General features: G+C 47.0%; 17 protein-coding genes. 13 read left to right on the top strand and 4 right to left on the bottom strand.

The genetic code is table 11. The features are described 5' to 3' along the window. The first annotated feature begins 86 nt into the window (after nucleotides 1-86). The 11 genes from ACMXD4_RS17545 to ACMXD4_RS17495 all read left to right on the top strand — a co-directional run bounded on the left by ACMXD4_RS17545 (nucleotide 87) and on the right by ACMXD4_RS17495 (nucleotide 15,180). Complete coding sequence (locus ACMXD4_RS17545; RefSeq protein WP_415878922.1) at nucleotides 87-875, top strand: hypothetical protein; 789 nt, start codon at nucleotides 87-89, stop codon at nucleotides 873-875. Between the two features lie 3 nt (nucleotides 876-878). Then, nucleotides 879-1,148: a hypothetical protein gene (locus tag ACMXD4_RS17540; protein WP_415878921.1), complete on the top strand. Its 270-nt coding sequence runs from the start codon at nucleotides 879-881 to the stop codon at nucleotides 1,146-1,148. 5 nt (nucleotides 1,149-1,153) lie between these two features. Beyond that, complete coding sequence (locus tag ACMXD4_RS17535; RefSeq protein WP_415878920.1) at nucleotides 1,154-2,059, top strand: HprK-related kinase A; 906 nt, start codon at nucleotides 1,154-1,156, stop codon at nucleotides 2,057-2,059. A gap of 8 nt (nucleotides 2,060-2,067) precedes the next feature. Continuing rightward, entirely contained in the window at nucleotides 2,068-3,147 is a 1,080-nt protein-coding gene (locus tag ACMXD4_RS17530; protein ID WP_415878919.1) for a nucleotidyltransferase family protein, read from the top strand. A 64-nt stretch (nucleotides 3,148-3,211) separates the two neighbouring features. Continuing rightward, on the top strand, nucleotides 3,212-4,429 hold the full coding sequence (locus ACMXD4_RS17525; RefSeq protein ID WP_415878918.1) for a TIGR04063 family PEP-CTERM/XrtA system glycosyltransferase: 1,218 nt from the start codon (nucleotides 3,212-3,214) through the stop codon (nucleotides 4,427-4,429). A gap of 79 nt (nucleotides 4,430-4,508) precedes the next feature. Next, the gene (locus ACMXD4_RS17520; protein WP_415878917.1) at nucleotides 4,509-5,624 is read left to right on the top strand and encodes a glycosyltransferase; all 1,116 of its coding nucleotides are present in this window, start codon (nucleotides 4,509-4,511) and stop codon (nucleotides 5,622-5,624) included. Further along, the gene (locus ACMXD4_RS17515; RefSeq protein WP_415878916.1) at nucleotides 5,621-6,970 is read left to right on the top strand and encodes a phenylacetate--CoA ligase family protein; all 1,350 of its coding nucleotides are present in this window, start codon (nucleotides 5,621-5,623) and stop codon (nucleotides 6,968-6,970) included. The genes ACMXD4_RS17520 and ACMXD4_RS17515 overlap by 4 nt, the downstream gene beginning before the upstream one ends. 14 nt (nucleotides 6,971-6,984) lie before the next feature. Next, nucleotides 6,985-8,769: an asparagine synthetase B family protein gene (locus ACMXD4_RS17510; protein WP_415878915.1), complete on the top strand. Its 1,785-nt coding sequence runs from the start codon at nucleotides 6,985-6,987 to the stop codon at nucleotides 8,767-8,769. A 259-nt stretch (nucleotides 8,770-9,028) separates the two neighbouring features. Then, complete coding sequence (locus ACMXD4_RS17505; protein WP_415878914.1) at nucleotides 9,029-9,499, top strand: pilin; 471 nt, start codon at nucleotides 9,029-9,031, stop codon at nucleotides 9,497-9,499. A gap of 74 nt (nucleotides 9,500-9,573) precedes the next feature. Further along, entirely contained in the window at nucleotides 9,574-11,634 is a 2,061-nt protein-coding gene (locus ACMXD4_RS17500) for a tetratricopeptide repeat protein (protein WP_415878913.1), read from the top strand. 99 nt (nucleotides 11,635-11,733) lie between these two features. Beyond that, a complete protein-coding gene (locus ACMXD4_RS17495; RefSeq protein WP_415878912.1) occupies nucleotides 11,734-15,180 on the top strand; it encodes an SbcC/MukB-like Walker B domain-containing protein in 3,447 nt (1,148 codons plus the stop codon). A 44-nt stretch (nucleotides 15,181-15,224) separates the two neighbouring features. On the opposite strand, the gene ACMXD4_RS17490 is transcribed toward ACMXD4_RS17495, so the two are convergent. The 3 genes from ACMXD4_RS17490 to ACMXD4_RS17480 form a co-directional block, all read right to left on the bottom strand. Continuing rightward, on the bottom strand, nucleotides 15,225-15,605 hold the full coding sequence (locus ACMXD4_RS17490; protein WP_171694520.1) for an exosortase system-associated protein, TIGR04073 family: 381 nt from the start codon (nucleotides 15,603-15,605) through the stop codon (nucleotides 15,225-15,227). Nucleotides 15,606-15,708: 103 nt separating this feature from the next. Beyond that, complete coding sequence (locus ACMXD4_RS17485; protein WP_415878911.1) at nucleotides 15,709-17,985, bottom strand: Tex family protein; 2,277 nt, start codon at nucleotides 17,983-17,985, stop codon at nucleotides 15,709-15,711. 152 nt (nucleotides 17,986-18,137) lie between these two features. After that, a complete protein-coding gene (locus ACMXD4_RS17480; protein ID WP_033155670.1) occupies nucleotides 18,138-18,335 on the bottom strand; it encodes a hypothetical protein in 198 nt (65 codons plus the stop codon). Between the two features lie 521 nt (nucleotides 18,336-18,856). Here ACMXD4_RS17480 and ACMXD4_RS17475 point away from each other — a divergent pair. Further along, nucleotides 18,857-19,219 carry a SirB2 family protein gene (locus ACMXD4_RS17475; RefSeq protein ID WP_415878910.1) on the top strand — a complete coding sequence of 121 codons (363 nt, stop codon included), beginning with the start codon at nucleotides 18,857-18,859 and terminating at the stop codon, nucleotides 19,217-19,219. 187 nt (nucleotides 19,220-19,406) lie between these two features. Further along, on the top strand, nucleotides 19,407-19,811 hold the full coding sequence (locus ACMXD4_RS17470) for a septal ring lytic transglycosylase RlpA family protein (protein ID WP_064010231.1): 405 nt from the start codon (nucleotides 19,407-19,409) through the stop codon (nucleotides 19,809-19,811). 80 nt (nucleotides 19,812-19,891) lie between these two features. Here ACMXD4_RS17470 and purD read toward each other — a convergent pair whose 3' ends face one another. Then, nucleotides 19,892-21,175 carry a phosphoribosylamine--glycine ligase gene (gene purD, locus ACMXD4_RS17465; protein ID WP_415878909.1) on the bottom strand — a complete coding sequence of 428 codons (1,284 nt, stop codon included), beginning with the start codon at nucleotides 21,173-21,175 and terminating at the stop codon, nucleotides 19,892-19,894. Between the last annotated feature and the right edge of the window lie 3 nt (nucleotides 21,176-21,178).

Here is a 21,178-nt window from a genome sequence, read left to right as displayed (position 1 = left end):
GGATCTGTACCTGTGTGCAATAGACAGATACAAGGTATTTTGCTAGAGTGCGAACCAATTCAAAGTTTAATTTAAGAGGGTTCCAGATGAACAGAATAGATGAACAGAAACGTACTGCAGAAGAATCCCAGCACGTTGGTAGATCACTTGATAAATCCAGAAGATCTTTCACGAAAGCCGGTGTGATAACGCCGGTTTTAATGACCCTCACAAGCAAGACCGCCTTAGGCAGTGTGTATCAGTGTACTATCTCAGGAGTGCAATCAGGCAATGTGTCGAGTCATTCCGAGGATATGTCGGTTTGTAGGGCTGGACATACAGCATTGGCCTGGAGTGGTAATGTCGACACCGTTGACGTAAATACCCAATCTGGCACCCGTCCGAATATCAACGACTGGATCACCGCGAGAATCAATCCTTTTTTGGTGAGTAAATCGTGGCCGAAAAACACCACAAACTATACTTACAAGTATTACAAATCTAATAGTTGGGTAAACGCTTCAACATCTGCCCAAATTAAGATGTGTCAACTGATAGTCAGTAACTTTCCTAAGACAAGCACCAATGTAGATAGCTCAGGAAAGACCACAGAAACGTATGGTGCAACTACTTTTTCATCCGTATTTGGTTCTGCGTCGGCTACAACCACGTTTTTTGAAACATTGCTTTATAGTCCTAGTGTGGACATCCGCGGAGCCGCTAGTGTTGATTATCTCAACGCTATTTTAGGGTTAATACCCGATGTTAGCGCCGAAGACATCAAAAAACTTTACCTTCTGGGAATTAATTCAGCAAACACTTTTTATGACGGGAGTTTGTTAGTTTCTAATTCTGAAGCGGCTAAGGAGTTACTTAGAAGTCTGGTTCCTCTTTAATTTGTGGCTTGGACTCTTTCCTCAAGTTTTCCTGTTCAGATAGCATTGCTTGATAAGCAGGCCATAGTTTTTCATCACGGTAGTGGAGAAACTCATCGTTTAGATGAGGAGGCGAGCTTAATATTATTGACAATTATGCATTCTCAAGCACCGATTAGTGAATCAACCTTGCTAGGTATGGCTATTGATGCGGGGCTGCAGAGAGTTGATCAGCAATCTTTAGCGAGCATATTAGGCGTGTTGCAGAGCATTCAAGTTGTTGAAAATATATAAATATTTTGCGCGGACCTAATTCCACTTCATCTTTGATAGCGTCTGGGCAGTTTGTTATCAGGATTGGCCCTTTCTCAATTAGAATTCATTCTGCTATACCGTCAGTTCAGCAGGGTATCATTGAGCTTTACTCTGCCTATGCCATATTACCCCCAGATACTTTTTGCGACTTTTATGTCCGCTTAATTCAGCCTGCGGGCGTAAGACGTTTCTTTCGCAAACAGGTGCTATTTGCCTTTGATCAATTTATTCCTTTCAAGCCTTTGCCTTATGTGCAGGCATTTCCATTCTTTGAATGGGGGTTGAACTGGTGTATATCCGGCTACTCACACCGGTTTCTAATTATTCACGCCGCCGTGGTGGAACGAAACGGTAAAGCGTTAATTTTACCTGGTGCGCCGGGGGCAGGTAAGAGCACATTGTGCGCAGCATTAATCAACAACGGTTGGCGACTATTATCTGATGAATTAACCTTGGTGGATCGAGCAACCGGGTATGTTGTTCCGGTACCGCGTCCAGTTAGTTTGAAAAACGAATCTATATCGGTGATAGGGGATACTTTTCCATTTTGCCAATTCAGTCCTGTTGTTCACGATACTTTGAAAGGATCGGTTTGTCTGATGAAGCCGCCCTCCGAATCGGTGTCAAAAGCTGACCAAACCGCCCTGCCATGCTTGGTTGTATTTCCGAAGTATCGAGCAGAATCATCCTTGAGTTTATCTGCGGTGCCAAAGGCTGAGGCGTTCATGCGGCTGGCGGACCTTTCATTCAATTACAGTGTACTAGGTGCGCAGGGTTTTGAGACCATGTTGGGTCTGGTAAACAGCTGTCAGGCGTATGATTTCATTTACGATGGCGATTTTAACCATGCGTCTGATTTATTTGTGCAATTATTGGATGATGTACGCTAGAGAGTCGCATGATGCCTGATTTGTTGAATGAATACTTGATGCTCAAGGCGAAAGATAGTATTGACTCGAATTCCGATTGGGAGCTGTTGTTAAGGCAAGCAAGGAGCGCCGGAGTATTGGCCAGACTGGCATTTTTCCAGAAAAAATTTCTACTATTCAGCCCGCCACAGCATTTTGCATATCACCTCGATTCAGCCGAGACTTATTGGTTGTCTCAAAAGCGCATCGTCAATTGGGAGCTGCATAACCTGTTGCAGGTCTTTAAGCTTTTGAATATTCGGTTAATTTTGTTGAAAGGCACCGCTTATTCGGCATCCGGATTGAATGCTGGTTTGGGGCGCGTATTCAGCGATATTGATATACTGGTGCCGAAGACTCAGTTGAAACAGGTCAAAGATGCGTTGAAATGGCATGGATGGCTTCCTGAACCGATGGATAATTACGATCAGCGCTATTACGAGCAGTGGATGCATGAATTGCCGCCGCTTAGGCATATCAAGCGTGGGACTTCGCTGGATATTCACCACAATATACTTCCACAAACCTGCAATTTATACCCTGATGCCGAGTTGTTGCTAAAAGCCGCTGTCAAGATAACCGATACCGATTATTGGGTTTTGGCCCCCGAGGATATGGTTCTCCATAGTGCCAGCCATTTGTTCTGGGGAGGAGAGTTTGAAAATGGTTTGCGCGATTTGAGCGACATTGATTTGCTCCTACGCGAATTTAGTGGCAACGATCCGCGTTTTTGGGAAAACCTGCATCATCGAGCGGAAATGTTGGGATTGGGTAAGCCCTTGTTTTACGCCCTCCGTTATGCCACCAAAATATTGGCAACGCCGGTTCCTGATAGTGTCATTGAGGCTTCTACCATCTACGCGGGAGGCGGAAAAAACCGAGTTATGGACTATCTTTTCTCGCAAGCCCTAAAACCACACCATTCTAGCTGCATGGATAGCCTGACCGGCTTTGCTCGTTCGCTGTTGTTTCTTCGCTCGCATTGGTTAAAAATGCCCTTGCATATACTAGTGCCGCATTTAATCAGAAAGGCGTGGTTTCGACTGGCTGACAATACTAAAACCACATAAATCATGGCAATCATGTCGAACCCGGCAAGTTGCCAAGAGGAACATTCCTTAACCCGTTCTTGACATGAAGATATTACACATATTGGATCACTCCATTCCGTTGCACAGCGGATACACCTTTCGTACTCGTGCGATTCTCGAGCAACAACGCAAACTGGGTTGGGAGACGTTTCATGTCACATCCGCCAAACATCAAGTCGCGGAAGCTCCCATTGAAACCGTTGACGGGCTGACCTTTTATCGTTCTGTTATCCCACAAGGTTTAGCGGCGAAATTGCCAGTTTTAAATCAATGGGCCATCGTACAATCGTTGGTGGAACGGCTGGACGAAATTATTCCGCAGATCAAACCGGACATTCTGCACGCCCATTCGCCCGCGTTGAACGGGCTTGCGGCCTTAAAAGTAGCAAAAAAATACGGATTGCCGTTGGTCTACGAATGCCGGGCATTTTGGGAAGATGCGGCCGTCGATCACGGCACCACCCATGAAGGTAGTTTACGTTACCGATTGACTAAGGCATTGGAAACACATGTTTTTAAGCGTGCCGATGCGGTGACGACTATTTGCGAAGGTCTGCGCCGCGATATTATCGGCCGAGGAGTCGCAGCCGAAAAAATTACCGTGATTCCCAACGCCGTCGATATCGATAAATTTACCTACGGCGAGGCCGCCGAGCCACACTTGCAAGCAGAGCTGGGATTGAGCGGCAAAATTGTGCTCGGTTTTATCGGGTCTTTTTATGCTTATGAGGGGTTGTTGCTATTGCTGGATGCATTGCCTGCCATTATCCAGCAGCAGCCTGATGTGCGTTTATTGTTAGTGGGCGGTGGGCCGCAACAGCAACAAATCCTGCAGAAAATTGAGGCGCTGGGCTTGCAGGATTGGGTGATACTGCCCGGACGTGTCGCTCACAATCAAGTGCAGCGCTATTATAATCTGGTCGATATCTTTGTTTATCCGCGCTTGGCGATGCGCTTAACCGATTTGGTGACACCTTTAAAACCGCTGGAAGCCATGGCGCAAGGCCGCTTGTTGGTGGCTTCGGATGTCGGTGGGCATCATGAGTTAATTCGAGATAGGGAAACTGGCTATCTCTTCAAGGCTGGGGATAAGACAGCTTTGGCGCAAACGGTGTTGGCGGTCCTCGATCAGCAAGATCAATGGGGGCATGTGCGGCGAGCCGGTAGGCGCTATGTCGAAGAAGAGCGTAATTGGCAGCGCAGTGTCAGTCATTATCAGGCTGTTTACGGCAGGATAATGGCGGGTAACGATGGCCGATAACTCGCCAAGGCTGATTGTTTTCAGTTCTTTGTATCCCAGTCGTGTCAGGCCTAACGCTGGCGTTTTTATTCGCGAGCGCATGTCCAAAGTGGCCGGTCATTGTTCTTTAGTAGTCATTTCCCCGGTGCCTTGGTTCCCACTGCAAAGCCTGATTCAATGGTTTAAACCGAATTACCGGCCGCAACCGGATAAATACGAAAATCAAGACGGTATTTCTGTCTATTTCCCGCGCTTTTTATCGATACCCGGAATCGGACGTTCTTGGGACGGCTTTTTTATGGCAATCTGTAGTTTTTTGATTTGTCGTCAATTAAAAAAGAGCTTCGTATTTAATGTGATCGATGCGCACTTCGCATACCCTGACGGTTATGCGGCCACGTTACTCGGCAAATGGTTTGAGGTGCCGGTCACCATCACTTTACGTGGCACAGAAGTGCCGTTGTCTAAAATTCCCAGTCGCCGCCAGCGATTATTAAAAGCTCTTAATGATGCCGCCCGAGTATTTTCGGTATCGGATTCTTTAAAGCGGCACGTAGTGGATTTAGGCGCCGACCCTCAGAAAATCCAGGTGGTGGGCAACGGCATTGATACCGCGAAATTTTTTCCTATTGATAAAAAACAGGCAAGGCAGCATTGGCAAATTCCTGAAGACGCCCAAGTACTGATTTCGGTCGGCGGATTGGTCGATAGAAAAGGCTTTCACCGGGTGATCGAAGTTTTGCCGGCATTAATCGAAAAATACCCGCGATTGCTATACTTGATCGTCGGAGGCGCTAGTCCGGAAGGCGATATTCGCAGTCGCTTGGAGCAACAAGTTGAAACGCTGAATATTGGCCAACATGTGCGTTTTCTTGGGGCTTTGCCCGCTGAACAATTGCACGGCCCATTATCGGCAGCCGATTTGTTTGTGCTGGCTACTGCCAACGAGGGCTGGGCCAACGTATTTTTGGAGGCTATGGCTTGCGGCTTGCCGGTGATTAGCACCGATGTTGGCGGCAATCGCGAGGTGGTTGCTGATGAAACATTGGGTACTATCGTGCCGTTTGGGGATGCTGACGCATTGTTAATGGCGCTTGATCATGCTTTGCAACGGCAGTGGGACCGGCAAGCTCTTGTAAATTATGCAGTTGATAACTCTTGGGATAAGCGGGTGGATATTTTGTTGGCGGAATTTAAAAAACTGGTGAGGTCATGAGCTTTTATACGTCTTTTTGTTCAACGGTAATCTTTCCGCTTCACGAAGCCTTAAAAAAGCATAGTACCGTCAAAGTTAGGCGCGGCATGGAGCGCAGTCAGTGGCTAAAACCCGACGAGATTAGGCAGTTGCAATTGCAACATTTACGCGCGTTTCTGCAAGACGTACAAATTCATGTGCCTTACTACAGGCAGTTGTTCGCTAACTTGGGGTTTGATCCGGCGAACCTTGATAGTGTGAAAAAATTAGCCGAGCTACCGTTGTTAAGTAAGCCGGAAATCAGGCAGCATCTTGATGAAATGAAAGCGGATGATGCCCAAAGACTCGCACGTTTCAACACTGGCGGTTCCAGTGGAGAACCATTGATTTTTTACATCGGTAGCCGCCGAGTTAGCCATGATGTCGCGGCAAAGTGGCGGGCTACCCGTTGGTGGGGTGTGGATATAGGCGATCCGGAAGCAGTAATCTGGGGATCTCCAATCGAACTAGGGGCGCAGGATAAAATTCGGCTGTTGCGCGATAAATTGTTGCGTACACATTTGATTCCGGCGTTCGAAATGTCGTCGGAAAAGTTGGACGGCTTTGTTCGACAAATTCAGCAGATTCGCCCGAAAATGTTATTTGGTTATCCTTCCGCGTTGGCTCACATTGCCAGTCATGCTGAGAAGAGAGGTGTGGCATTGCATAATTTGGGGGTTAAAGTGGCGTTCGTGACATCGGAACGGCTTTATGATCACCAGCGGACAAAAATAGAAAACGTGTTTGCTTGTCCGGTTGCGAATGGTTACGGCGGGCGTGATGCCGGTTTTATCGCGCATCAGTGTCCCGAAGGCAGTATGCATATTACCGCTGAGGACATTGTCGTCGAGATTGTAGACAAACAAGGCCAGCCTTTACCTAACGGAGAGCTCGGTGAAATTGTGGTTACGCATATGGCGACCAGAGATTTTCCATTTATTCGGTATCGTACCGGCGATATGGGAATATTGTCGGATAAAGTCTGTGCCTGCGGGCGCGGATTACCAGTGCTGGAGGAGATTCAAGGTCGAACCACCGATTTTGTAGTTGCTCAGGATGGAACAGTATTGCATGGCTTGGCATTGATTTATGTCTTGCGAGATTTAGAAGGCGTTGATTCCTTTAAAATTACCCAAGACAGTTTGGATAAAACCACTGTGCAAATTGTGAAAACTCTAAAATATCAAGCGGCTTACGAACAAAAAATCGTCGACGAATTTAAAAAACGTTTAGGACAAGCCGTTACCATCAATATCGAATACACCGATTACATTCCCAAGGAACGTTCAGGAAAGTTCCGTTATGTGATTAGTCACGTCAAGGCATAACTATATCGATCACTATGACAAAATTTGCAGGATGGATGGGGAGCGGTCTCCAGAAAGATGAATCTATCGCTTTGCTGGGGCAAATGACGGCGGCAGATTCAATATTTAATGTTCGGCATGGTCAGAACTTCGCTTTTTCAACCGCTGCGACCGATATGACGGACAGTAATGGGGTGTTTTTGCTCGTCCCGCAGTCCGGTTCGCGATCAGGTCGCTCTCAGAGTTTGTGGGATGCCTATTTAAGTCGCGGTGTCGATTTTTTAGTCGGTTTGCCGGAAGCTGATACCTTGCTGCTTATCGATACCAATCAGCAGCTGCTGATGTTGGCTACCGATCCGATTGGTCTCAGTAACATCTATTACGCAGAAATCGCCGGTGGCCTAATATTCGGTTCAAGTGCCGATTTTGTAGTGCGCCATCCTCAGGTCAGTAACGGCATTGCGCCGCAAGCGGTATTTGATTACATCTATCTCAACCATTGCCCCAGCCCCACAACGATTTATCGGCAAGTTAAAAAGCTGGAAGGCGGGCAATGCCTGGTTTATCACAACGGGCGAATCAGCTTAAAACGCTACTGGCTACCGGTATTTCATGAGCAATCCTGCGATTTGCAGCAAGCCGGCCTGGAATTGCAGCAGCAGTTGATCGAAGCGGTTAGAAGTATGGCCGATACCGAAGACAATACCGGCGCGTTTCTGAGTGGTGGGCTGGATAGTTCCAGTGTGGCGGGGGCCTTGGCAAAGGTATTTCCAGGCAAGGCGAAAACCTTTTCGATGGGTTTTGACGCCGACGGCTATGATGAAATCGAGTACGCCAATATTGCAGTGCAACGTTTCAACACGCGGCAACACCAGTACTACGTCACGCCCGAGGATACCGTTAATGCAGTGCCGGCAATAGCGGCTTACTATGACGAGCCGTTTGGCAATGCGTCGGCGTTAGCAGCGTATTATTGCGCCAAGTTGGCGAAGGATCACGGTGTTGACCGTTTGCTTGCGGGTGACGGTGGAGATGAGATTTTTGCGGGTAACGAGCGTTATGCCAAGCAAATGTTATTCGAGAGTTATCATCGCCTGCCAAAATTCCTAAGCGCCGGCCTCGAAGCAACATTAAATAACTTGCCGGATGTAATAGCCAAACAGAAACTACCGTTTAAGGCAAAACGTTATATCGATCAAGCGAACGCAGCGATGCCAGACCGCCTCCAGGATTACAATTTTTTGCATAGGCATGCTGCGGCAGACATTTTTCAAGCTGATTTTTTAGCGGAAATTGATACTTCTGCGCCCTTACGCCAGTTTAGGGAAGACTATTGGCGGCCGGAGTCCGCTAGTACCTTGAACCGTATGTTGTATCTGGATTGGAAAAATACGCTCCACGATAACGATTTGGTCAAAGTCAATAGAATGTGCGAAATGGCAGGCGTTGAAGTCTGCTACCCCTTGTTGGATAGACGCATTCTCGACTTGTCTTGCCGAATTCCTTCGAATGACAAGTTGCGAGGACAAAAGCTGCGCTGGTTTTACAAGCAAGCGATGGCGGATTTTTTACCGGAACGAATTATCAACAAGCCCAAGCACGGCTTTGGGTTGCCTTTCGGCGTTTGGCTGAAGGACCATCAGCCGCTTAAGCAGCTGGCTTATGGCGCAATAAATGATTTGAAGCGGCGCGAGTTTTTTAAACCGGATTTTTTGGATCATGCTATCGAGATGCATCAAAGTGTGCATGCGGCCTACTACGGCGATTTAGTGTGGATGTTGATGATGCTGGAGCTTTGGTTTGTCGGTAAGAGTTTGTAGTCAACCATCCCTGAATTATTTAGCGATTTATAGGGGTGACAAAAAACGTCAGTTATGAACAAAAACTACTTTTTTGATAAGGTTGTGGCTACGGGAATATTGCCTTTGTTTATTTGTAAGGGCGTTGTGTAAGGCTTTGAAATGTATGTGGAATAGGCTTAATTTTATTGTTTTATTCTGTTCGGAAGATAATTGGCATGCTATTTGTTAATAAGTCTGAGAGTTTTAAGTTCCGTTCATCATAAAAAAGAAGGTGGTTATGAATAAGCAAATGCAAAAAGTACAACAAGGTTTTACCTTGATCGAGTTAATGATCGTGGTCGCCATCATCGGTATCCTGGCAGCTATCGCGATCCCGGCTTACCAGGATTACACCGTTAAATCTAAAATCTCGGAAGGACCAAGCTTAGCTTCGCCAGCATTTACTGCTGCCGGTGTGTCTTGTAGTGAGCAAACCCTAGGTTCAGGTACTAATACGAGTAGTAACTTTAATTTGCCGGCAGCTGCTCTCATTTGGGGGAAATATGTTCAATCAGTCGCCCTTACATCAGGCTCTACTAGTAGTGCAACAGTAACAATTACTTATAGAACTATTGGTCAAGCGGTTACCCCAGGGACTGACAATATTCTTGAGTACGATGGAGCATGTACAAGTGGTGCGGGCATGAGATGGACTATAAATACTGGTGTGGGAAACTCCGTGCAACCTAAATACCACCCTAAAACCTAACTGATTCGTTTTGAACTTAATGAAAGGGGCTGCGAAGCCCCTTTTTTTATGGCATTGCTCAAATTGGAAAAAATATGGCTAAGGTTAATAGATTCATCGGATCGAAAACTGTAAATTCTGGTGTGCTGTTACTATTGTTAATGGTAGTGATAGTAGGTGTATACCTTGCCGGAAAATCAGGTCCTTTTCTGGCTGACGACTATCCGAATATCATTGATAACCAAGGCGTTGTTTTACAGAGATTGAGCGCAAAAGAATTGGCTGCTGCATGGAGCGGGAATACCAGTGGACCTTTCAAGCGCCCTTTAGCCAGTCTAAGTTTTGCGTTAAATTATTTTTACGCTGGACAGCAATTTGATCCAGTTCCATTCAAGTTGACCAACATTGGCATCCACGTCATCAATAGCTTTCTGGTTTTCGTGCTAAGTTGCCAACTGTTGAAGATTGCCTCACCTAATTCTCCTGTTAGAAAACTAGCTTTCCTTTCCGCGCTAATTTGGGCGGTACACCCGTTACAACTGACTTCTGTGCTGTATGTCGTCCAGCGTATGAACAGCATGGCCTGCATGTTTATGCTGAGCGGATTTTTAGTGTTTTTAAAAGGTAGGTTGCAGCTAGAAAAGCCTGCTGGCCTTCCGTTTATGGTGTTGGGCTGTGTGCTTGGCACGGGCTTAGGGGTTTTATCCAAGGAAAATGCATTGCTTTTGCCGCTATTGATTTTTGTCAGTGAAGTAACCTTGTTACCGCCGATCCCAATAGCGTCCCGCCTTAAAGTGTACAGCTATTACCTTGTCACCGTCATATTGCCGGTATTGTTCGGCTTGGCGTACTTGCTGACCCATCCGGAATATGTGCTGGGCGGTTATTTGACGCGCGAATTTACGCTGGCAGAGCGCTTAATGTCCGAAGCCAGAATACTGTTTTACTATCTGGGATTGCTGTTCTATCCGGATAATACTCAGCTCAGTCTGGCGCACGATGATTTTGTTTTGAGCAAGGCCTTATTTCAGCCGATTGATACTGCGTTGTCGATTGTTGGTATAACATTGTTGATAGTGGTGGCGACTTACAATACGTGTCAAAAAAAAACTCGTTTTTTGAATTTTGCGATTCTTTGGTTTTTTGTCGGACATGCCATGGAGTCCACTATATTTCCTTTGGAATTGATATACGAACATCGTAATTATCTGCCTAGCATCGGCATTGTTTTAGCGCTAGTGGCTTTGTTGTACGAGGTACTAACGAAGCAAATCAGCAGTGGGCTACTCAATGGATTGTATGCCTGTATCATTGGCAGCCTGGCTTTGGCTACGCATACCCGTGCCGCAATCTGGTCAAATATCGACAGTTTTAGTTACTTTGAGGTGCGTAATCATCCCGGCTCTGTGCGGGCTAATAGCGCTTATGCCAACAATGTCGAACTCAAACGCGGTCCCAACGCAGAAACCTATCAGTATTATCTGACAGCCTCCAAACTAAACGTTTTTGAAGTGTCAACCTTGATCGAGATGTTTATGGAACTCAACAGATTGATAAATTTTCAAGGTGTAGCTAAAGATCAAAAATACGCTGCGTTACCTGTGCGATACGATGAACCCTTGGTTCTTGATGTTAAGTATATGGAAACGTTGAGAGATTTGGTGCACAAGGAAGTCCTGCATAGAATATCGGATAAGTCTCATCCGTTGCGTACCATGGATTCGATACGGACTGCTGCTACTTGTTTGATCAATGGGGATTATGAATGCAAAACGATTGCAGCAAATGTTTTGGAATGGTCAGACGCTGCGTTGATGCAGCCAAACTTCACCGATAAACCGATGATGCATCTTATCAAAGCAAAGGTCTATTTCACTCAGGGACAAACAGAAAGCACATTTGAGGAAATGGATAGAGCTATTGCGCTGGATCCAAATAGAATGTATTTCCGTGCCGAAAAAGCCTACTTGTTTATCGAGTTAAACGAATACGATAGGGCGGAGGATGTAATCCGTGAAGCTGAATTGCTGGGTGTGGCAAATGGTTTTGATGCGAAGGAGTTTCAAAAGCTAAGAGATGCGATTGTTTATAAAAAAGCTATCGCTCAGACTCCAAAAGCCATAATTTCGCCCTCCGATATTATTCAGCATCCCTAGGTCAAATTCACTAAAATACCCGCATAGATTTTCAATCTGATTTGCTTGACACGGTTCGAAGTCAAGCAAATGCCACAAACAGCCTCAAGGCTTGGGATTATGCGGATACTCAATATTTCGTTCAAAAACATCAACTCTCTGGAAGGCGAAGGCCGAGTTGATTTCGACCAAGGACCTATCGCCGACAGCGGTGTGTTTGCTATCACTGGCCCCAACGGCTCCGGTAAGACCAGTATCCTTGATGTCATCACGCTCGGCCTATACGGAGAAACTTTTCGTTTCGACAAGCCTGCAGAACATGTAATCACCAAGCAGGCAAACGACAGTTATGCACAGGTTGAGTTTGCTTTGGACGGCGAGAGGTTTCGTTCCTCATGGCAGGTAAAACGGCCTGCTGACGCAAATCAAGATCAGGTTTTACAGCCGGAAATGAGCTTGACTAAGTTAAACGATGATTCGGAGTTACTCGCCAGGACACCAAATACAGTACGGACCAAAATTGCCGAGTTGACGGGCATGGACTTTCATAAATTCAGCAAATCCATGGTCTTGCCGCAGGGCGACTTTGCGGCTTTTCTAAATGCGCTGGATAGCGAGCGCATGGACATTCTGGAAAAAATCAGCGGTACCCAGATCTATGTTGAGTATCGGCAGCGGACTGAAGGTAACTTTCATACATCGCTCAGTCGTTTAACGCAACTACAACAGGATATTGATCTGATTCCTTTACTCAGTCCGGAAGCTTTGCAAGCTGGTGAGCAAGACTTACAGGATTTCAAGGATCAAGTTGCTGAGTTAAAAAACCAACAAAAACAGTTGCAACAGCAACTACTGACAATAGAAAACATTCATTCATTAGAAGGACGCCAAAGACAACTTCTCGAACAGTCAAAGAAAGTTGATGCGCAAATTAAGCTGTTACAAGACGATTTACAGAAAATTGCCGATTGTCAGCAAGCGACGCAGTTTCGCGAAGAAGTAATTTTATTGGATGGTAAGCAGGGACAGATTGTCCAGAGTCAGGCGACCTTGGATGCTTATCGTCAGGAGCTGAATGCGCTACAGCGCCAACTTGGCGAAGACGTCAGTAACGCAATCGTCCCAAGCCTGAATGGTAAAAGCGTAGAGGAGCAAAAACAGGCTATTGATGCGCTGAAATTGAAAGTGGGTGATCTCAAGCTTGAGTTGCCGCGTGAAGCCGAACTGGTGCAGACGCTGCAACAACAATTGGACGAAAGAAAGGCCAGTCTTGCGGAAATAGACGGCTGGTTACGAGTTCATCAGGTGGATGCTAGTTTGCAGTCTGACTTTCCCGACGTGGTGCAGTTACGTAATCTCCGGACGGAACTGGCGGAACTGGCCGGTAAGCAGAAGACTCAAGCCAATTGGACTAAAAACACGACAGCGGCGCTGAAAAAAAACCAGACTGCTTTGCGCGATACTAAAACGGCGGTTGCCGATTTGAATGAGCGTATTGAAGCTGCACGTAAAACCCTACTGGAGTTGGCGCAAGGTAAAAGTTTCGAGGAGTTGAAGGAGTTACTGGTAGAGCAGCAAACACGGGTCAATGATTTTCAGGAGCTGCACTCGCTGGCTGCGGTTAATGCCAAATTTACCAAAAAAAGTTTTTTTAGTTGGTTCTCTCGTAATAAAGCGCCGGAACTGCCCGATGAGACCCGCTTGCAAGCTAGACTGGATGCGCTGCGAGACGAGATGGACCGTGAAGAAAATATCGGCAAAGCCTTGGAGCAAGCTGTGCTGAATGAGGCATTGCTGAAAAAATTTAGCGGTGATCGCGGCAAGTTGGTTGATGGTAAACCGTGTTTTTTATGTGGCTCCTTAGATCATCCCTATGTTTCTAAACCGCCAATCCAAACCAACTCTAAAAAAGCCTTAGTCGATCAGCGCGGCAAGATGCAGGCCTTAAAAGCGGCTATCGATAGTGTCTCCGGGCAGTTGGCAGTGGCAAAAAAGCAAGGTACTCAATTGTCTGCTCGGCAGCAAAGATTGCAGCAAATGCGCTCGCAATGGTTGGTTTTGAGCAACCGTTTAAATGCCGTCAGTGCGGAGCTGGACATCAATAATTTGTCTTTGCAAAAACGCTTGTGGGACACAGAAGCCCAGGAGTTGGAGAAAATCAAAAACCTGGTCAATGATCACGCGCAGTTACAGCGTAATGTGGCTAAGTGGACGGCAGAGCTAGAAGCCAAGCAGGCTTTGGTAGAAAAATTAACGGCGTCGGTGGAGCAACTTGATGCCACTTGGCGTAATCGGCCTCAGGAATACATCGAATCCGAACAGCTTTTCGCTAGTCGTACGGCGGAGCAAAAGGCGCTTGTTGATAAACTGGAAAAGCAGTTGGCTTTATTGGGTGAGAAGTTACCAGGAAAAGGCAAAGAAAATATAGTCTTCGATAAGCTCAATACTCGGCGCCAGGATTACCAAATCCGCGAGTTACGTCAGAAGGGCTTGCTGGAGGAAGTTGCTAGCTTGCAAGATAGACTGCACGCTAGTCAGACAAAAATAGCCAGTTATCAGGAGCAGATGGCAGACGCTTTGACTAGCTTGCAAACGGAAGAATCGCTGGGTTTGCATTTAGTTATCCTGGAGAAGCAAAAACTCATCGTCGAATTGGAGCGGCAAATAGCCACCCAGCAACTCGAACTAGATGCAATGCGGCGAGTTCTAGCTAATAAAATTGCGGGTGGCGTTTTTGCTGATGTCGATAGTTTACGGTCGGCTTTAGAGCTGATCGATAGGCGGGCGGAAATTGAGCAAAAGCTGGAACAGCAAAATACGCAATTGGCAGCAATCTGCGAAGAACTGGCTAAACTGTCAGCCGATTTACAAAATGAATTGGCGGTTATGCCGGCCAATTTAAACGAAGCCGATCTTTTGGCAATCCAACGCCAGCTATCCCAGAAAATCGATATTGCCGAACAAGAAGTGGCTACGTTGGAAACTAAGCTGGATAAACAGTCAGCTTATCAAGAAAAATATCAGAGCCTTCAGGCGCTTTTGGCTGAGCAAAGGGTGATACATGCACAAGCCGAAGCGGAAATGAAGTTGATTAACGACGAGCAGGGTGGTTTCCGGCGGCGTATTCAACAGTTGTTGGTGGATAATTTGTTGTCGCAAGCCAACCGGATTTTGGAAAAACTAAGCGGACGTTACTATATTCGCAGTTTGGCCAGTGATAATGGTTTGGCGCTAGAGGTTGAAGATACCAAGCAAAAAAATCTACGGCGATTGCCGAAAACCTTGTCTGGTGGCGAGAGCTTTGTGGTCAGTTTGGCTTTGGCTTTGGCGCTAGCTGAGATTGCCAACAACGGTAAGGCGATCGATTCACTTTTTCTGGATGAGGGCTTTGGTAATTTAGATGCGGAAGCCCTGTATCTGGCAATGAGTGCCTTAGAAGGCTTGAAGACTCAAGGGAAAACGGTCGGTGTAATTTCCCACGTCGAAGGGGTAAAAAAGCGCATCAAAACGCAGATTGAATTGGTAAAAAAAGCCAACGGTATGAGCGAATTGAAGATGGTTGCTTGATCTGACGGTGGAGTAGGTGAACGCTCCACCACAAAATTAAGTAATTAATTGCTGGGGCGGAAGGCTTTGCCGTAGGTGGTTTCCGCGTTGAAATTGTCCCACACATATAAAGGATGAACGATAGGCTGCGTAGGGATTGGCGAGGAAACTAAATCCAGCACGCCGACGCCGATTCTTCCACCCATGTTCAATAACCCTTTAAACGTACCGCCGATAAAGCCGTAAATAACATTGCTTTGATTGTTGATTAAAATAATGTTTTTCGGTATTTCCAGGGAAGATGTGGCGATGTTGGCAAGGCCGGTGGTCAGTTTTCGCCCGAAGGTTTGGCCATAGGTTTCGGCTTCTTCCGCCTGGGTTGGCAAGCTCGTCAATAGAATGGCTGCGGATAAAACAGTGGCCAGGGTGCGAGTGTTTCGATTCATAACTGATCCTGTATATTAGAGCGGATGTGAGTATCTGTTGGTCGAGTCGGCTTTACCGCTTCGACCGACAATCGCTCGAAAGTATAGCAGAGCCCTGGACTGTTTACTTTTTCAGCGCCTTGGCAAATGCACTGCTCATGCTGTTCTGTAGCGCGGGTTGTTGTTTGGGTTTATGAGCAGTTTTTTGCGGTTTTTCTTTTGGAATAATCTCACCGGCATCCAGGTTTTTTCGCATGCTGAGAGAAATACGCTGCCGTGCCACATCGACTTCCAGTACGCGCACTTTTACCATATCACCGGTTTTTACGATGCTACGCGGATCTTTAACAAAGTCATCCGCCAAGTGTGAAATATGCACCAAACCGTCTTGATGTACGCCAATATCAACAAAAGCACCGAAATTGGCGACGTTGGTCACGACGCCGTCTAACGTCATGCCCGGTTCAAGATCGGTAATTTTCTCCACGCCATCCTTGAATTGTACGCTTTTAAACTCCGGACGCGGGTCGCGGCCTGGTTTTTCCAGTTCCTGCAAAATATCCGAAACGGTGGGAACGCCAAAATTGGCGTTGGCATAGTTTGCCGGATTCAGGCCGCGTAAAAACTGGCTTTGGCCGATCAAGTCGCGGATTGATTTGCCCGTATCATCCAGGATTGCATTGACCACGGGGTAGGCTTCTGGATGCACGGCAGATGCGTCTAGCGGGTTGTCGCCGTTCATGACTCTGAGAAAGCCGGCTGCTTGTTCGAACGCTTTATCGCCTAGGCGCGGCACTTTTTTCAGCTGATTGCGGTTCGCAAACGGGCCATTCGCATCGCGAAACGCAACGATGTTTTCGCTGATGCTGCTGCTAAGTCCAGATACTTGTTTCAGCAAAGCTACCGAAGCTGTGTTTACGTCTACGCCGACCGCGTTCACGCAATCCTCTACCACGGTATCGAGCATACGAGCCAATTGCACTTGGTTAACATCATGTTGATATTGACCAACGCCTATCGACTTTGGATCGATTTTCACCAGTTCCGCCAGTGGGTCTTGTAGCCGGCGGGCTATCGATACTGCGCCGCGTAATGAGACGTCGAGGTCTGGAAACTCCTTAGCAGCCAGTTCCGATGCCGAATATACCGACGCGCCGGCTTCGGAAACTGTGATTTTTTGAAAATTAAGGTCTTTATGTTGCTTCATCAAGTCTGCAACCAATTGATCAGTTTCCCGAGAAGCGGTGCCGTTACCGATACTCACCAGTTGTACTTGGTGCTGCTTGATCAATTTAGCCAGAACTGCTATCGATTGATCCCACTGGTTATTAGGTTGATGAGGGTAAATGGTTTCTGTGGTCAACAGCTTGCCCGTTGCGTCAACCACAGCAACTTTGACACCTGTGCGAATGCCGGGGTCCAGGCCCATGGTCGCTTTGGGACCGGCTGGCGCCGCCAGCATCAAGTCGCGCAAATTGCTGGCAAACACTCTAATGGCTTCTTGCTCGGCGGCTTCGCGCAGTCTCAGCTTTAGATCCATATCGATACGGGTAAATAGTTTGATTTTCCAGGCAAAGCGGGCGGTTTCCGCCAACCAGGCATCGGCGGGTTTTTCTGTGTCTTTAATTTGCAGGCGTTGACTAACGAATTGTGAACATAACTGATGTTCTTCTTGATCCAGTTCCGCCGGTTTCAGGGTTAAGGACAGTAAATCCTCGTTACGACCGCGGAACAAGGCCAAGGCACGGTGAGACGGAATCTTATTGATCGCTTCGCTATAGTCGAAATAATCCTTGAATTTTGCTGCCTCTGCTTCCTTGCCGGTCACGACGCTAGCGTGCAGGATGCCCTTATTCCAAACACGTTCGCGTAATTCAGCAAGTAGTTCGGCATCTTCGGAAATACGCTCCATGATGATCTGACGGGCGCCCTCCAGGGCCGCCGCGACATCCGCGATACCTTTTTCAGCATCGATATAGCTAGCTGCGATTTGTTCGGGGATTAGGTCGCGATTATCCAGGATGGCGTCGGCTAATGGTTCAAGACCGGCTTCGCGAGCAATTTGCGCTTTGGTGCGGCGTTTAGGCTTGTAGGGTAGGTATAGGTCTTCCAGAAGCGTTTTGGTGTCGGCGTCGAGTATTGCTAGTTCCAGTTCCGGGGTGAGCTTTCCTTGCGAGCGAATGGTGTCGAGAATTGAGTCGCGGCGGCTGTTAAGTTCCCGCAAATAAATCAATCTTTCCTCAAGATTTCGCAATTGCGTATCGTCCAGGCCACCGGTTACTTCTTTGCGATAGCGGGCTATGAAGGGCACCGTGGCGCCATCGTCCAATAGGGTGGCTGCGGCGGCGACTTGTTGCGGCTTAACTGAAAGTTCTTCGGCAATGCGTTGGATAACGTCCATCTGTAGCTTAAATAAAATTGGTATAAAGGCCCAATTCTACATTAGCGTGGGTTCTTGAAAAAGCGAACTATCAGAAATGGAGTGAGAAACTTGCGGGCACAAAAAAGGCGCCAGCTGAATTCTCAGCTGGCGCCTAAATTGCTAAGCAAAAATTATTTTGCTTGGCTTAAAACGTCGTTATTAAAATCTTTATGCTTTGCCAAAACTTGGGCTTCAGCTTGGGCAGAAGTTTCGCCGCTGTATTTGAGATGTTTGGTTTCATCCGCTTTCAGCAAAACGACGCCAGCAATAGCAATTGCAGTAACAACAGCAACTACAGTAAAGGTATTGTCTTTTTCTTGTTCAGCCATTTTTATAATCCTCATCTTGTTGTTGTAATAATTAGCCCTAAACGGGGCAACTCGAGTTGTATGTCGAAATTAGTATTATTGTTGGTCGACGGTGCATTTTTTACACTCAAAACTGTTTTGTGTCAAAACAATATTTTTGCGATTATTCGTTTTGACTGATAGGTGTTTTGTTTTTCTAATAAAATCAACTTATTATGGGCTTTTCTTTTGGCTGAAAAGTATCCGGTTTTGATGCGATGCTGTTGCTGCGTATCTGTTTCGGCGTGGTTTGCTATGCATTTATGCCGTAGCCCGAAGCCTGCATTACGGCGGCAAGTCGAGAAATATTGCGGGAAATTCCTATCGTTTGTCGAGTGTTCTGCGGGGTGATGAAGAGAAAGGAGGTATGGTTAACTTCGGCCATCGTGCAGGTTGCATGATAGGATTGGAATTTGAATCTGGCAGTCTGTTTGTTCTTACGGCGTTGTGTTGTTCGAATGGAGGCGGCTCGAAAATAATCTTTAGCTAAATTTGGGGTACTCATGCTTAAACACATACATCTTCTTTTCGTGGTAGTTTTGGTCGTCAGCTTTATTGGGCGAGTGGTGCTTGCCGAGCTAAAGCCAGCCCTGTTGGAGCAGAAATGGCTAAAAATTGGTCCGCATGTTATTGCGAGTTTGGTCTTGTTGACCGGATTTGCCTTGGTTTTCCAAGGAGGTTGGTTATCAGCAGAATTTGCTTGGATTGTAGCCAAGCTATTGATGTTGATAGTTTACATTGGCTTGGGGATTGTGGCGATTCGCCAACCGGGACGTTCGCGATGGTTGGCTTTTGGTGGCGCATTGATTTGTTTGTATTACATCTCCAAGGTTGCTGTGACTAAGCAGGTTTTTTTCTTTTTTTAAGTGTTGTTCTATGCGTTGGAGTTTGCCCGCGAGGCCTTGTGTTTCTTAGAGAGTAGATAAATTTGGTTTGCGAAAAATAGTTGTTGACAGATTATGAAATTTGTAGGCTAACGAAAAAAGCTTGTCAAAGCGTTTTTATTCGGATAACCTCAAACCTCCTGTCAATACTCAACGTAAGGAGGGTAGGATGCGAAAAACGAAATTGACGGCAATATTATTGCTTTCAGCGAGTCTAGCGTCTTTTAGCTCTGTAGGTTTAGCGAAAACAGAAAGGAACGGTTTTCTTTCCCTTGAACAAAGCGGCGTCGCATCGTATTACAGCGACAAAATGCATGGTCAGCGGACAGCAAACGGTGAATTTTATGATAAAAACGCATTAACTGCGGCTCACGCGAGCTTGCCGTTTGGTTCTTTGGTGCGTGTCGTTAATCTTAGTAATAATCGTAGTGTCGAGTTGCGGATAAATAGCCGCGCTCATAAAGCCAATAAGCGGCTGCTTGATGTGTCCAAAAGGGCTGCCAGCGAGCTTGGTTTTATCCAAGCAGGCTTGGCGAAAGTCAAACTTGAAGTTCTGCGTGTAGGCGACGCCTAAGTTGCCTGTAGTGATGTAATTCGGTCTACGGGCCGGATTACATCGTCCTCGCTTATTCTGAAATCTCTCAAACTTACTTGTTAAGCGGTTTCTTTAATAGCTTTAAAACCGATGTCTGTTCGGAAATACACATCCTGCCAGTTGATTTGTCGGCATAGCTCGTAGGCTTTTTCCTGGGCTTGAGCGATGCTGTCGCCCAATGCGCACGCGCATAATACTCGGCCTCCAGCTGTGACTACTTGGCCTGCAACTTGTTTGGTGCCGGCATGAAACACTTTAAAATCGTCACCAATATTGCCCGGTAATCCGCTGATTGGATGGCCTTTGGCGTAGTCGTCGGGATAGCCGCCGGCTGCGAGTACGACACCCAATGAAGGGCGTTCGTCCCACTCCGTAGTCGTATGATCAAGATTTTTACCTATGGCCGCCAGACAAAGTTCAACCAAATCGCTTTTTAAACGCATCATGATCGGTTGGGTTTCCGGATCGCCAAAGCGGCAATTGTATTCCAACACTTTGATACTACCGTTTTTGCCTATCATTAATCCGGCATAGAGAAAGCCGGTATATTCGTTACCGTCTTCACGCATACCTTGCAGCGTGGGCAAAATTACCTCATTCATGACACGTTGGTGAATCTCCGGCGTAACCACAGGTGCGGGAGAATAGGCCCCCATGCCGCCGGTGTTGGGGCCTTGATCGCCGTTGTCGCGGGCCTTGTGATCTTGAGAGGTGGCCATGGCTAAGGCATGCAAGCCGTCGGCGATAACGATAAAACTGGCTTCTTCGCCATCCAAAAATTCTTCAATCACCACCCGGTGTCCGGCTGTGCCAAACGTATTGCCGGCTAACATGTCTTGAACCGCGGCAATTGCCTCTTGTTCGGATTGGGCGACGACTACGCCTTTACCGGCTGCCAAACCATCGGCTTTGACAACGATGGGTGCGCCATTTTCGCGGATATAAGCGATTGCCGGTTCAACTTCTGTAAAACTGTTGTACGCGGCTGTGGGGATGCCGTGGCGGATCATAAAATCCTTACAGAAGGATTTGGAGCCTTCCAACTGCGCGGCTTGAGCTGTCGGCCCGAAGCACTTCAAACCTGCGGCGGAAAATCGGTCGACTATGCCTTTGACTAAGGGTACCTCCGGTCCAATGATGGTGAGCTCTATGTCTCGGGCTTGAGCGAAACTCAATAAACCTTCGATATCGTCGGCCTGAATATCTACATTGTTTATGCCGTGTTCCAGGGCAGTGCCAGCGTTACCCGGCGCAACGTAGACGTTGCCGGCTTTTGCGGATTGCCTGACTTTCCAGGCCAAGGCGTGTTCTCGGCCGCCACTACCTACGATCAAAATGTTCATATT

The sequence above is a fragment of the Methylomonas sp. TEB genome, assembly GCF_047777895.1.
In the GTDB taxonomy this organism is placed as follows: Bacteria; Pseudomonadota; Gammaproteobacteria; order Methylococcales; family Methylomonadaceae; genus Methylomonas.
The sequence above is the reverse complement of the archived record's forward strand: the minus strand, read 5'-3'. Positions and strand labels throughout refer to the sequence as shown.

What these genes read in the sequence shown, in the direction of transcription:
- ACMXD4_RS17545 (WP_415878922.1), top strand. Translation starts at nt 87, where the DNA reads ATGAACAGAATAGATGAACAGAAACGTACTGCAGAAGAATCCCAGCAC.
- ACMXD4_RS17530 (WP_415878919.1), top strand. Translation starts at nt 2,068, where the DNA reads ATGATGCCTGATTTGTTGAATGAATACTTGATGCTCAAGGCGAAAGAT.
- ACMXD4_RS17525 (WP_415878918.1), top strand. Translation starts at nt 3,212, where the DNA reads ATGAAGATATTACACATATTGGATCACTCCATTCCGTTGCACAGCGGA.
- ACMXD4_RS17520 (WP_415878917.1), top strand. Translation starts at nt 4,509, where the DNA reads ATGTCCAAAGTGGCCGGTCATTGTTCTTTAGTAGTCATTTCCCCGGTG.
- ACMXD4_RS17515 (WP_415878916.1), top strand. Translation starts at nt 5,621, where the DNA reads ATGAGCTTTTATACGTCTTTTTGTTCAACGGTAATCTTTCCGCTTCAC.
- ACMXD4_RS17510 (WP_415878915.1), top strand. Translation starts at nt 6,985, where the DNA reads ATGACAAAATTTGCAGGATGGATGGGGAGCGGTCTCCAGAAAGATGAA.
- ACMXD4_RS17505 (WP_415878914.1), top strand. Translation starts at nt 9,029, where the DNA reads ATGAATAAGCAAATGCAAAAAGTACAACAAGGTTTTACCTTGATCGAG.
- ACMXD4_RS17500 (WP_415878913.1), top strand. Translation starts at nt 9,574, where the DNA reads ATGGCTAAGGTTAATAGATTCATCGGATCGAAAACTGTAAATTCTGGT.
- ACMXD4_RS17495 (WP_415878912.1), top strand. Translation starts at nt 11,734, where the DNA reads ATGCGGATACTCAATATTTCGTTCAAAAACATCAACTCTCTGGAAGGC.
- ACMXD4_RS17490 (WP_171694520.1), bottom strand. Translation starts at nt 15,605, where the DNA reads ATGAATCGAAACACTCGCACCCTGGCCACTGTTTTATCCGCAGCCATT.
- ACMXD4_RS17485 (WP_415878911.1), bottom strand. Translation starts at nt 17,985, where the DNA reads ATGGACGTTATCCAACGCATTGCCGAAGAACTTTCAGTTAAGCCGCAA.
- ACMXD4_RS17480 (WP_033155670.1), bottom strand. Translation starts at nt 18,335, where the DNA reads ATGGCTGAACAAGAAAAAGACAATACCTTTACTGTAGTTGCTGTTGTT.
- ACMXD4_RS17475 (WP_415878910.1), top strand. Translation starts at nt 18,857, where the DNA reads ATGCTTAAACACATACATCTTCTTTTCGTGGTAGTTTTGGTCGTCAGC.
- ACMXD4_RS17470 (WP_064010231.1), top strand. Translation starts at nt 19,407, where the DNA reads ATGCGAAAAACGAAATTGACGGCAATATTATTGCTTTCAGCGAGTCTA.
- purD (WP_415878909.1), bottom strand. Translation starts at nt 21,175, where the DNA reads ATGAACATTTTGATCGTAGGTAGTGGCGGCCGAGAACACGCCTTGGCC.